Genomic DNA, 11497 nt, shown 5'->3' with positions numbered 1-11497 from the left:
TTATCAATAATACTTACTGTCTAAGATAAACTCTTTACTTAATTTTGTCAACCGCAACCCCTGCTTCATACATGATTATATTTTTTGATGACCGCCCGGTGACTATTGTTCGTACCAACGAACTTAACCAGTCGGATACTTCCCATTTTGACCATATCATTGATATTCGTCTTACTAAACTACGCTCTGTGTACCTGACCGGACACGTACTATTGCTCAACACGACCAGTACAGTAGCCTTGCAGATCATCGAGATACTACAGACCGCGCCGCCGGATGAGCTTTTATCCATCACGATGGCTACCCGCGACAAAGCAGGTGTAGTCGAAAAGATTAAGGGACTGTTTAAAGTAATAAAGGCTGCGGGTGGAGTAGTCGTAAAGAAAGACAAGTGGTTGCTCATGTACCGCCGCAAAAAGTGGGACCTACCTAAAGGTAAGCTGGACAAAGGCGAAAAATCACGGGATGCTGCTATTCGGGAAATAGAAGAGGAAACCGGAGTAAAGGCCGTACTGCGTGACCGGATCTGTACTACCTGGCATACGTATACCTTCAACAACAGTCGTATCCTGAAGCGTACCAAGTGGTACCTGCTTGACTGCACCGACGATGCGAAGATGGTACCACAGGCCGAAGAAGATATTGAAAAGCTGGAATGGCTGTCGCCGCGTGAGTCTCAGTCGGTACTAGTCAACTCATATAGCTCGATCCGATACGTCGTGGAATGTCTGATGAAAATGCAAAACGTTACGGAACGCCTGTAGTAGTACTCCATTTTTAGGGCTGGAGGTGCACAAAAGGGAGCTATCTGTTGTTATAAATAAAGAGATAGATAAATATAAACTACAACAGATATGTCAAACTTCAAAGAAATTATAGAATCCGATCAGCCTGTTCTGGTTGATTTTTTTGCGGAATGGTGCGGTCCCTGTAAGATGATGAAGCCCGTACTGGAGAATCTTCAGAAGCAGTGGGGAGACAAAATCCGTATCCTCAAAGTCGACGTAGATAAGAATCCCAAAGCGGCGGCTCAGTATCGTATTCAGGGAGTACCTACCCTGATGATATTCCAGAAGGGACAGATCAAGTGGAGACAGTCAGGCTATATGGATGCCAGGCAGCTTAACCAGGTCATACAAAAGGTAGCTACATCCTGATAGCTACCTCATTTACATTTTTTCCGTACTACCTTTCCTCTCTCTGTAATTTACAATGCCACTGCTCAAAGGAACCAAGATCTATAGCATCCTGGCTAACAAGTGTCCCCGGTGTCACGAAGGCGATTTCTTCCAGACTCACAACCCGTACGACCTCCGGAACTTTGATAAGCTCCATGACCGCTGCCAGCACTGCAACGAGAACTTTACAAGGGAGCCCGGCTTTTACATCGGCTCCATGTACATCAGCTATGCTTTATCTACGGCCCTGACCGTAGTTACCTTTGTGCTGTTTGTAGTGCTACTTGGCTTTGACGAACTTCGGGTTCTTTACGTACTTCTACCAGCGTTCGTTTTTTTACTGCCGGTATCTTTTCGTACCGCACGCCTGATCTGGATCAATATATTCGTACGGTACAACCGGCAGAAGGCCCGGAACAATAAACCTGATGTAGTTAGGCTATAGTTGGTTTGGGTAAGTTGTAAGGCAGAAAGTCATCCACGTTCTGCCCGTATCGATGCAAATCCCTGATAATACTCGAGCTGATGGGAGCCAGCTGCGGAGAAGTAATCAGAAAAACGGTTTCAATTTCCTCATATACATATCGGTTGACCTGCGAGATACCATTCTCATATTCAAAGTCGGTCGTATTTCTTAATCCTCTCAGCAGGAACTTAGCTCCTACCTCCCGGGCTATTCGAGCGGTCAGATCCTCATAGGCGATTACTTTGACATTTTCCTGGTTTGAAAAGGTCTCCTCTATAAGCTCTTTCATCATCTCCAGCGGGAAGTAGCGCTTCTTACTGGCGTTTTTCCCTATCCCAATCACTACCTCGTCAAACAAATTCAATCCGCGCAGGACAATGTCTTCATGGCCTTTGGTGAAAGGATCAAAGGATCCGGGGAACAAAGCAATTTTCTTCATGGAATAAAGAACAACAGTTAGCGGGGCATCAGACAGGTATTCAACAACCCAAAGTAACGGTGACCGGGTATATCTTCAAAATTAGCAGTATAGTCCAGGGCTCCGGGGTTCTGTCCGAAATGCAGGTGAGGTATAAAACGCGCCAGTTCGGTAAAGGTATCTGCGTAGGGCGTTATTTCACCGTACAGATACATTTTTACATTCTCCGGCTGGTAATTGATCTGGTTCAGGGTAAAGAGTATAAGGTATGTCAGCTCCTGCGCATTGTTGTACCTGAACCGGTTGCAGAATATAAGTTTGCCACTCTCGGTGAATAGCAGCGTCACGTACTCTTCTTCAAAGCAGGCCGACAGGATACGGGGTTCGTTGTACTCTTTGTGGCTGGCCAGAGCGCCCGTAATCAGGGGGCTGGTCAGGTGACAAAACTCGATTGTCTGAAAGGGGTACAGCCCCATTAACCACTCGGCCCAGTCCGACGGTATCGTGAATACATTGTAAGCATCAATCTGGGCTAGGTAGTGGTGCATAACCCGGTCCTCGGGTTGTACATTTTTGCCCAATACCAGATGCAGGTACTCAGCCGCATATTCCTTTCTGAAGAGCGGAGCAGGTACCAGGGTAAAGGCATTGGTATTGACTGTAACGCTGATGCTTTTCCAGCTATCCGAATTCAGGAAGGCATGCTCGGCCGAGATCTGCTTGAGTTTTTCAAGAAGTTCGCCCTGGTTGAGAAAGGTATCCGATGCATAATCTTCCAGCCACCGACATTGCCTGTTATCTTCCTGAACCGCACAGAAGCGGAACCTCAACTCGTCAATCTCGATACTTAACGAACAAAGCTGCGTATCCTTTACTCCAAACGACTCGTCAGCCACCTTGACGGTGGGCTGTATCTCCTTAGCTATGGTTTCGATTAGTGCCAACGGGGGTGTATAATTAAGTATTAATGTTCTAAATATCCTTTCAGATGAAATATATCATCCAGTGCGTTGCAATACGTAAACATATGGTGTACCTCCTTCTGAGGAAATGACTTAATTTCCTCCATCGTCATGAGTTTAACCTCATAGATGATCTGGTTACCATCTGTCATCTCCGGATCTATTCCCAGCTTTACATCACCGGATACGATCCGGGTCGTAAAGAACAGCTCCATGGCATGCAATGGAGGCTGCATAAACTCATTAACAAAAAGTAACTCACCGGGTTCAATGACCAGCCCTGTCTCTTCCAGAAACTCCCTTCTGAGTGCATCCAACGCATTCTCACCGAACTGAATACCTCCACCGGGCGGACACCAGAAAGTATCGGTAGGTCCGATACCTTTATGCCTGACCATCAACAGCCGGTCATCAATAATGCATATACCACAGACTCTCGTACGGAGGCGATTCCCGTACAGCCTGAAAACTTCCTGTCTTGCTGGGTCCAATGATGTCATTCGTTTTTGGAGTGCAAATATAACCCAACGAATAAGATTCAGTAGGATACCCCATGTATTTTTACTGGTAAGTACCGCCCGATATGTAGTTTTCGAGGGAGTGAATCTGGTGCCGCTGTTCGGTGATGATAGCCGTTACTATATCATTAATAGATATAATACCAACCAGTTCACTCTTAAAAGTAACGGGCAGGTGCCGGATGTGCCGGTCTGACATGATCTGCATACATTCCTCTATTCGTTGCTCAGTCTCAACGGTTATGACTTCACCAGTCATGACATCACTGATAAGGGTATGCTGGGAGGCCCTACCTTTCAGAATCCCCTTCCGGGCGTAGTCCCGCTCCGAGAAGATACCGGCTAGCCTGCTCTCCTGGAGTACCAGTACCGCACCAATATTTTTTTCAGCCATGAGTTCAAGAGCCGCATACACGGTGGTGTCGGGTGTGACCGACCAAATGGTAGCGTTTCTCTTCTGAGAGAGGATCTGGTGTACGAGCATAAGTAATGATGAGGTTTAGGATTGGGGGCAATCGACGAATCTAATATATCAGATAGATTTGAAAAAGTCCAGCCCCCGTTGCAAGTATAGGCAGAACTATTTTTACATCTTTTTTTTTATACTCTATTAGAGTAGATTCGTAGTTATGAAAGCCGAAGAAGTAACACCCTCACAATATCTTGTAAAAAAATTTCCGTTTAAGCCCACTGATAGTCAGGTAAGGCTGTTTGAGAAGATGGATGGCTTTCTTCTGGAAGAAGATGGCCTGGAAAGATACCGTGATTGCTTCATCCTGAAAGGATACGCCGGTACCGGTAAAACCACCATAATAAGTACCCTGATCAAGGCAGTCAAGAAGTTTGGCTATAAGGCAGTATTGCTGGCCCCAACCGGGCGGGCGGCAAAGGTAATGTCGAACTACTCGAAGAAGCCGGCCCTCACTATCCATAAGAAGATCTACAAGCAGACTTCCGACTCCTACTCGGGTAACTTCGTCTTTGAGCGGCAGAAGAATTACCATGAGTACACCCTGTTCATTATAGATGAAGCTTCCATGATCAGCGACGACGCTGACTTTGGAAGCCGTAGCCTGCTGGCCGACCTGATCGAGTACGTCTACGAGAATCCCGGCAATAAGATGATGTTTGTGGGTGATATGGCCCAGCTCCCACCTGTCGGAAAAGACCTTAGCCCTGCTCTGGACAGGGAGTACCTCGAAAAAAACTTCTACATGTCAGTGATGCAGGAGGAGCTGACCGAGGTCATGCGTCAGGATGAGCAGTCGGGGATTCTGCACAATGCCACGGGCTTACGTGACCAGCTACGCCTACAGAAACCGGATATCAATATTACAACCAGGACCTACCGGGATATCTACAAGATGACGGGTGATAGGCTGGAAGAGGGACTGCGCTACGCCTATAATAAGTATGGCACAGAAAATACCATTATTATTACCCGTTCCAATAAAGCAGCAGTGCAGTACAATCAGTACATCCGGCGTACGATCAATTTCAGCGAAGAAGAGTTGGATGCGGGTGACCGGCTGATGATCGTCAGGAACAACTACTCAGTGCTGGACGAGGACTCTCCGGCGGGATTCATTGCCAATGGTGATTTTGTGGAGCTGCTAAAGATAAAAAAGATTGAAGAGATACACGGATTCCGGTTTGCGGATGCGACGCTTCGCCTTACCGATTATGAAGATCAGCCCTCTTTTGACGCCAAGATTATCCTGAATACTCTCCATTCAGCGACTCCTTCGCTTACTAATGACGAAAACCGTCAGTTGTACGAGAGTGTAATGGAGGAGTACTTTTATATCAAATCAAAAAAGGATCGTACTGAAGCCCTTAAGAAGGACCCCTACCTGAATGCCCTACAGGTGAAGTTTGCTTATGCCCTTACCTGCCATAAGTCACAAGGTGGACAGTGGAGCGCGGTATTTATAGACCAGGGGTACTTACCCGAAGAGCAGGTCAACAATGAGTTTATCCGCTGGTTGTACACAGCCATCACCCGCTCTATTGACGAAGTATTCCTGATGAACTTCCACCCCCACTTCTTCAAGTAGGAAGCAGTGAATTAATTGTAGTACCTCCTAGTGAGCAGCGGCTCTGCGAAGGCGGTCATTGATGGCTCTGCCAAGTCCGGTATCAGGTACCATCTCCGCCCTGATCTCCTGCACGTCCATGGCATCCAGTTCGCGCAGGTACGAAAACAAGTTATGGGCTGCCTGCAACAGGTTGCCTTCCGGTGATAACACCCGCTGGTATTCAATGGGTACTTCATCCAGGTACTTGTCAAAAAGCAAATAGCCCGTAGGCGCGTCAGAGCTTAATGTCGCCTGATCTACTTTCTCCTGCAACTGAAAGGGCTTACGGGGTGCGTAGTGGCTTTTGAGCATACCCGGTGCCTGCGGATTAGAGGTAGAGTGTGGCAGGTACTGCACCGGGCCTATTACTTTCTCTATTTCCTCGATAGCTAACCCGCCTAATCGATATACCAACGGCATACCTTCGGGAAAACCTATAATTGTTGACTCAATACCGACTCCGGCTTCGCCTCCATCCAGGATGTAAGGGATTTTATCACCGAGCTGTGTTTCGACGTGCTTTGCCTGGGTAGGACTTATATAGCCGAATGGATTGGCACTGGGAGCCGCCAATGGGAAATCCAGACTCCCAAGTAGCGCTAAGGTAAGTGGATGATTAGGAACGCGAACAGCTACCGTATCTAGTCCAGAGGTAACCAGGTCAGGTATATCCGGATTCTTAGGTAGCAGTAGCGTCAGAGGACCGGGCCAGAATGCTTCGGCCAGTAGCCGGGCCTGCTCCTGCATATCTGCTACGACACCTTCCAGCTTCTCAAAGGAATCAATATGAACTATAAGCGGATCAAAAGAGGGACGGTTCTTTACCTCAAATATCGATAGTACCGCCTGCTGGTCCAGCGCATTGCCGGCAAGTCCGTACACGGTTTCGGTTGGGATGGCGACTAGTTGTCCCCTCTCCAGGTAGGATTTTGCTAATTCAGTATCTATTCCAGTGATAGCCAAGGTAGTCAGTACTTTTTGGACCACAAAGGTACGAAAAAGCGCTACTCATAGTATATACACCATTTACTGCTATCAGATGTCGGCTAGTAGAAGATGTAAAGTTATGTATGTTCGATATTCAGCTCGTTAGTGGTAGATATATACTACCAAAAGCGCTCAATGCACAGATAACTGTTCATTGAGCGCTTTTGGGTTAATCAACTATATAAAAGCGTTAAGCTAATATGAGTTTCGATCTGAAGTAGTTGTTCCTTTATCTTTTCCCTGGGAGCCACTTCTTTGCTGCTTATCATCATCTTCCATCATGTCACGATTTCTTTTTTCCTCGTCCATGCCGCGATCTTTTGATCCCTGCTGGCTACCACCGCGTTGACTTTGATCGGCTTGTGAACCCTGACGTCCGCCCTGATTTTGTTGGCCTGACTTTTGTCCTGACTGGTTCTGCTGACCGCTTTTATCTCCACGGTTTCCGCTGTTCTGGTTAGTTGCCATTGTTAATAAAGGTTTTGTTTAAGAATAAGTACAAGGGAGTTTCATAATCCCGCAATGGTGTCTACAAAACCTATTCCTCACTATTTTTTGTACTGTAATAACATTTTTTTGTAATTTAAAAAGCGTATTTCTTTACCCATGCTATGGATATAACTCCTCAATGTATTTCAGGCACATATTTTATAAGTAATAAATGCCTTCATTGTATGTACATCCAGCCTGTACAGCGTTATATCATTACTAATGATAAAGTAGGTCCTGGTAAGCTGTAACAGCATTCTGCATAAGCTGCACCTCAATTATTAATATTTTTTAAAATACGACTACTACAATAGTAGATATACCTCTCAGGTAACTTATATTTATTGCTCAAAGTCAAACCCTATTTACATAAACCATCATTTATGAGTTTTCAGATAAAAGAACAGCCAGCTGTTTTTGATGTGTGCATCATTGGCTCCGGTGCCGGAGGTGGTATGGCCGCTTATCAGCTCTCAAAAGCAGGTGCAAAAGTTGCCTTACTAGAGGCTGGCGGATACTTTGACCCCGCCGATCCTAAGTACATCACACAGCTAAAATGGCCATGGGAATCACCTCGCCGTGGCGCCAGCACGACCCGTCCTTTTGGCGATTTCGACGCTGCCTGGGGTGGCTGGGAAATTGAAGGAGAACCATATACTCGTAAGAATGGTACCCAGTTTGACTGGTTCCGCTCACGTATGCTTGGTGGCCGCACCAACCACTGGGGACGTATTTCCCTCCGGTTTGGCCCGGATGACTTCCGTCGTAAAAGTATCGATGGCTTAGGAGAAGACTGGCCTATTACTTATGACGATGTAAAACCATATTACGACCGGGTAGATAAGCTGGTTGGGGTATTCGGTTCGGTAGAGAATATACACAATGAGCCGGATGGCTTGTTCCTGCCCCCTCCAAAGCCTCGTCTGCACGAGCTATTCATTAAGAACGCCGCTCAGAAGGTAAATGTACCGGTTATTCCTTCGCGTCTTTCTATTCTGACCAAAGCCATTAACAACGAGCGTGGACAGTGCTTCTACTGTAGCCAGTGTAGCCGCGGTTGCCAGGCCTACGCTGACTTTTCAGCTTCGTCGGTACTGGTAATACCTGCTCTTAAGACAGGAAATGTTACTCTCTTTACCAATGCCATGGCGAGAGAAGTACTTACCGATCCGTCTACCGGACAGGCTACGGGTGTATCGTACGTTGATAAAGAAAAACTAACAGAACATACTGTTAAAGCCAAAATCGTTATTCTGGCGGCTAGTGCCGGTGAGTCGGCGCGTCTGCTCCTCAACTCGAAGTCGGCGTATCACCAGAATGGTCTGGCTAACTCAAGTGGAGTAGTTGGAAAGTACCTGCACGACTCAACCGGTGCCTCCCGCAGTGCCTTTATGCCTAGCCTCATGGATCGCAAACGGTACAACGAAGATGGTGTAGGTGGAGCCCACGTATACTCGCCCTGGTGGCTTGACAACAAAAAACTGGACTTCCCACGTGGTTACCACATCGAGTACTGGGGTGGTATGGGTATGCCTAGCTACGGATTTGGCTGGGGCATTGAAGGCATGAATGGTAAGTACCCAACCTCGGATGGCCGTAAGAAGGAAGCCGGAGGATATGGTGCTTCACTGAAAGAAGACTATCGTCGTTTCTATGGTGCCTACGTAGGTATGTCAGGTCGTGGTGAAGCCGTTGCCTCTCCCGACAACTACTGTGAGATTGATCCTAATGTAGTAGACAAGTATGGTATCCCGGTCCTGCGCTTCAACTATAAGTGGTCTGACTACGAAATAAAGCAGGCTAAGCACATGCAGGATACGTTTGAAGAAATCCTTACTGCAATGGGTGGCATACTATCAGGCAACAAACCGGGTCCTGAAAGCAACTATGGTCTGGCCGCTCCGGGACGAATCATTCACGAAGTAGGTACTTCGCGTATGGGTAACGATCCCAAGTCTTCAGCTCTCAACAAGTTCTCGCAGGCTCACGACGCCAAGAACGTGTTCGTAGTGGACGGTGGATCGTTCGTATCACAGGCCGACAAAAACCCAACCTGGACAATCCTGGCTCTATCGATGCGTGCTTCTGACTACATCATAGATCAGGTAAAACAGAAGAACTTGTAATATCACTTTGGTTGAGCTATTCTAAATCATATAAAAAATGAAACGCAGAGATTCATTAAAAGCCCTTACCATTAGCTCACTGGGAGTGGTAGGACTTAACCCTCAGGAGACACTGGCCGAGCAAAGAGCGCTGGAAACCGCACTCGCTGATGATCCCATAAAAATACCTGGTGGCCGTTTAAAGGAAGAAGCTATTCGTGACGCCAAACTCATGAAGGAGAAGTTTTTTACCCCTCAGGAACTGGCTACCATTACTGTACTGGCAGATATCATCATCCCGGCAGATAGTAAGTCAGGTAGTGCTACCCAGGCCGGCGTACCTGCTTTTATCGAGTTCATGATGAAAGACCAGCCGCAATGGCAGACACCTTTCCGTGGTGGTCTTCGGTGGCTGGATGTCGAGTCGCGCAAGCGCTTCAATAAGCCCTTTACGGCTGTTACCAAGGCCCAGCAGATTGAACTGGTAGATGACATCGCCTATCCCGAAAAAGCAAAGCCGGAGATGAGCCAGGGAGTTGCCTTTTTTAATATCATGCGCAACTTTACGGCCACTGGCTTCTATACCAGCCAGATAGGCATCAAGGACATTGGCTACATGGGCAACACTCCTAATCAATGGGAAGGTGTACCGGCTGATGTTCTGAAGCAGTACGGTGTTAGCTATTAGTGATAATTACTCTTACCTTATATCCTATTCAAAGCGGAGAATTTACATTCTCCGCTTTTTTTGTATACTTTCATTGTTTATTTGCACAAAAACTTTTCCTGGTGTAGGTAGCAGTGACGGCAAGGTTACAAATAGATATAAAGTGGATTCTATTACGATTACTCGCAATAGCTGGTTATACATGGTCTGCACTTTGTTTAGGAATGTCTTTTTGTGTGGCCCAGTGCCCTACTTCGATTCCCGACCTGTATAGCTATGGTACGGGTACTACGGCTGTTATAGATATTGAAGAATGCCTGCCTCGTACCATCAAAGCCCGGCCTACCCTGGATGGAGCAACCAACATCCGGACAATCTTTAACTACCTCGGTGGCCCTTTGCACCCTGATAGCCTGAAAACTGATTCTATTCATACCTATACCAAACCGGGTACTTATACCCTTGTACAACTATCGGAAAAAGAGGGTGTCAAATTGATCGGCTGCTCCAGAGTAGTAGTTAATGATACGCTCCCCCCGAAGGTAAAGTTGATCACCTGTCAGGATGGTACCATAAAGGTGACTTTTGATGCCAAACAACCCTCCAGCTACCATACCTACTGGGTGGACTGGGGAGATGGTACTATTTCAGAAGTACCAGTACATCTCAGAGCTACCAATCATGGCTACTTAGATAACACAACACCTCATACCATAGCCGTGTGGGGAGTACAAAGGCTAGGTACCTGTAAAGGAAGTACTGCTTTTATAGAATACAAACCCGAACCACCTTCCGCCAAGCCCCAAATCCGCGAACTAACATCTACCCCTTCTAATCAGGTAGAGCTTGTTACGGAGAATCCACTGGCCCTGGAACTCCTGGTTATGAAACAGGCCCAGGATGGTACATTTGAGCCCACTGGACTGCGGACTCAGGAGGCAACAGGTCGGGTAACTGTGCCTCAATATTCGTCTCAGTCCGCGTGCTTTCGTCTGGAAACCTCGGATGCGTGCCTGGCGGGCTTGTATCAATCAGAAGTGGCATGTACAGCCACCTTGACACTTACTGATCAGCCGGAAGGAAATGGACTTGCCTGGCATACAGAGCAAGCCGGACCTACAATGAAGATAGAGCTTTGGAAAGATGGGAAGAGCTGGAAAGATATTTCTGCCCTGGGAACATCTAATCAGCTGAATGATGCTGAACTAAGCTGTAACACAGAGCACTGTTATCAGTTACGCATCACTACGGCTTCCACTGTAAGTACATCTCCTATCCATTGCCGCAAAACTCCCCTTACCTTCTGTAGTACTTCCTCTCCCTTATATATTCCCGAGGCTTTTAGCCCGAATAATGATGGGATCAATGACTACTTCGAGATTAAAGGTGAACTACCCGCTGATTTTAGACTATCGATATTCAACCAGTGGGGAAGTGTACTATATCATACCACCAATCCGGCTATGGTCTGGGACGGAAGTAGTAAAGGAACGCCTCTCCCCCCCGGACACTACACGTACCTGATCCGGTATAAGGATGCCAGGGGTAAAGACTACCAGAAAACCGGCACTATACTACTTCTAAAATAAAAACGGGGACCTTAGTAGGTCCCCGTTTGCTTTGGATATA

Annotated in this window: 13 protein-coding genes; 7 read left to right on the top strand and 6 right to left on the bottom strand. The window is 46.9% G+C overall.

What is annotated here, in order from left to right; genetic code table 11:
- Positions 1-71 precede the first annotated feature (71 nt).
- The 3 genes from JUB14_RS21310 (at position 72) to JUB14_RS21300 (ending at position 1623) form a co-directional block, all read left to right on the top strand.
- Positions 72-764, top strand: a complete 693-nt coding sequence (locus JUB14_RS21310; protein ID WP_207508856.1) for an NUDIX hydrolase — start codon at positions 72-74, stop codon at positions 762-764.
- A 90-nt stretch (positions 765-854) separates the two neighbouring features.
- Complete coding sequence (gene trxA, locus JUB14_RS21305) at positions 855-1157, top strand: thioredoxin (protein WP_207508855.1); 303 nt, start codon at positions 855-857, stop codon at positions 1155-1157.
- A gap of 55 nt (positions 1158-1212) precedes the next feature.
- Positions 1213-1623 carry a DUF983 domain-containing protein gene (locus tag JUB14_RS21300; RefSeq protein ID WP_229368099.1) on the top strand — a complete coding sequence of 137 codons (411 nt, stop codon included), beginning with the start codon at positions 1213-1215 and terminating at the stop codon, positions 1621-1623.
- Here the strand turns inward: JUB14_RS21300 and coaD are convergent.
- From coaD to JUB14_RS21280, 4 genes are all read right to left on the bottom strand, one after another.
- Positions 1613-2083, bottom strand: coding sequence for a pantetheine-phosphate adenylyltransferase (gene coaD / locus JUB14_RS21295; protein ID WP_207508854.1), 471 nt, complete (start codon positions 2081-2083; stop codon positions 1613-1615). The two genes, JUB14_RS21300 and coaD, sit on opposite strands and share 11 nt — an antisense overlap.
- A 17-nt stretch (positions 2084-2100) precedes the next feature.
- Positions 2101-3006, bottom strand: coding sequence for a DUF3822 family protein (locus tag JUB14_RS21290; protein ID WP_207508853.1), 906 nt, complete (start codon positions 3004-3006; stop codon positions 2101-2103).
- Positions 3007-3026: 20 nt separating this feature from the next.
- Positions 3027-3524: an NUDIX domain-containing protein gene (locus JUB14_RS21285; RefSeq protein WP_207508852.1), complete on the bottom strand. Its 498-nt coding sequence runs from the start codon at positions 3522-3524 to the stop codon at positions 3027-3029.
- Positions 3525-3585: 61 nt separating this feature from the next.
- Complete coding sequence (locus tag JUB14_RS21280) at positions 3586-4026, bottom strand: CBS domain-containing protein (protein WP_207508851.1); 441 nt, start codon at positions 4024-4026, stop codon at positions 3586-3588.
- 145 nt (positions 4027-4171) lie between these two features.
- On the opposite strand from JUB14_RS21280, the gene JUB14_RS21275 reads away from it, so the two are divergent.
- Positions 4172-5599: an ATP-dependent DNA helicase gene (locus JUB14_RS21275; protein WP_207508850.1), complete on the top strand. Its 1428-nt coding sequence runs from the start codon at positions 4172-4174 to the stop codon at positions 5597-5599.
- 27 nt (positions 5600-5626) lie between these two features.
- Here the strand turns inward: JUB14_RS21275 and JUB14_RS21270 are convergent, their stop codons facing one another.
- Both JUB14_RS21270 and JUB14_RS21265 read right to left on the bottom strand, forming a co-directional pair.
- The gene (locus JUB14_RS21270; protein ID WP_207508849.1) at positions 5627-6583 is read right to left on the bottom strand and encodes an L-threonylcarbamoyladenylate synthase; all 957 of its coding nucleotides are present in this window, start codon (positions 6581-6583) and stop codon (positions 5627-5629) included.
- 219 nt (positions 6584-6802) lie between these two features.
- Positions 6803-7075 (bottom strand): hypothetical protein, encoded by a 273-nt coding sequence (locus tag JUB14_RS21265; RefSeq protein WP_207508848.1) that lies wholly within the window; start codon positions 7073-7075, stop codon positions 6803-6805.
- A gap of 404 nt (positions 7076-7479) precedes the next feature.
- On the opposite strand from JUB14_RS21265, the gene JUB14_RS21260 reads away from it, so the two are divergent.
- The 3 genes from JUB14_RS21260 (at position 7480) to JUB14_RS21250 (ending at position 11457) form a co-directional block, all read left to right on the top strand.
- Positions 7480-9222 (top strand): GMC family oxidoreductase, encoded by a 1743-nt coding sequence (locus JUB14_RS21260; RefSeq protein WP_207508847.1) that lies wholly within the window; start codon positions 7480-7482, stop codon positions 9220-9222.
- A 37-nt stretch (positions 9223-9259) separates the two neighbouring features.
- Positions 9260-9889, top strand: coding sequence for a gluconate 2-dehydrogenase subunit 3 family protein (locus JUB14_RS21255; protein WP_207508846.1), 630 nt, complete (start codon positions 9260-9262; stop codon positions 9887-9889).
- 203 nt (positions 9890-10092) lie between these two features.
- Positions 10093-11457 carry a T9SS type B sorting domain-containing protein gene (locus JUB14_RS21250; protein WP_207508845.1) on the top strand — a complete coding sequence of 455 codons (1365 nt, stop codon included), beginning with the start codon at positions 10093-10095 and terminating at the stop codon, positions 11455-11457.
- Positions 11458-11497: the final 40 nt, after the last annotated feature.

The sequence above is a fragment of the Telluribacter humicola genome (assembly GCF_017355935.1).
Classification (GTDB): domain Bacteria; phylum Bacteroidota; class Bacteroidia; order Cytophagales; family Spirosomataceae; genus Telluribacter; species Telluribacter humicola.
The sequence above is the reverse complement of the archived record's forward strand: the minus strand, read 5'-3'. Positions and strand labels throughout refer to the sequence as shown.

Coding starts and splice junctions, on each gene's coding strand:
- JUB14_RS21310 (WP_207508856.1), top strand. CDS start 72: ATGATTATATTTTTTGATGACCGCCCGGTGACTATTGTTCGTACCAAC.
- trxA (WP_207508855.1), top strand. CDS start 855: ATGTCAAACTTCAAAGAAATTATAGAATCCGATCAGCCTGTTCTGGTT.
- JUB14_RS21300 (WP_229368099.1), top strand. CDS start 1,213: ATGCCACTGCTCAAAGGAACCAAGATCTATAGCATCCTGGCTAACAAG.
- coaD (WP_207508854.1), bottom strand. CDS start 2,083: ATGAAGAAAATTGCTTTGTTCCCCGGATCCTTTGATCCTTTCACCAAA.
- JUB14_RS21285 (WP_207508852.1), bottom strand. CDS start 3,524: ATGACATCATTGGACCCAGCAAGACAGGAAGTTTTCAGGCTGTACGGG.
- JUB14_RS21280 (WP_207508851.1), bottom strand. CDS start 4,026: ATGCTCGTACACCAGATCCTCTCTCAGAAGAGAAACGCTACCATTTGG.
- JUB14_RS21275 (WP_207508850.1), top strand. CDS start 4,172: ATGAAAGCCGAAGAAGTAACACCCTCACAATATCTTGTAAAAAAATTT.
- JUB14_RS21265 (WP_207508848.1), bottom strand. CDS start 7,075: ATGGCAACTAACCAGAACAGCGGAAACCGTGGAGATAAAAGCGGTCAG.
- JUB14_RS21260 (WP_207508847.1), top strand. CDS start 7,480: ATGAGTTTTCAGATAAAAGAACAGCCAGCTGTTTTTGATGTGTGCATC.
- JUB14_RS21255 (WP_207508846.1), top strand. CDS start 9,260: ATGAAACGCAGAGATTCATTAAAAGCCCTTACCATTAGCTCACTGGGA.
- JUB14_RS21250 (WP_207508845.1), top strand. CDS start 10,093: ATGTCTTTTTGTGTGGCCCAGTGCCCTACTTCGATTCCCGACCTGTAT.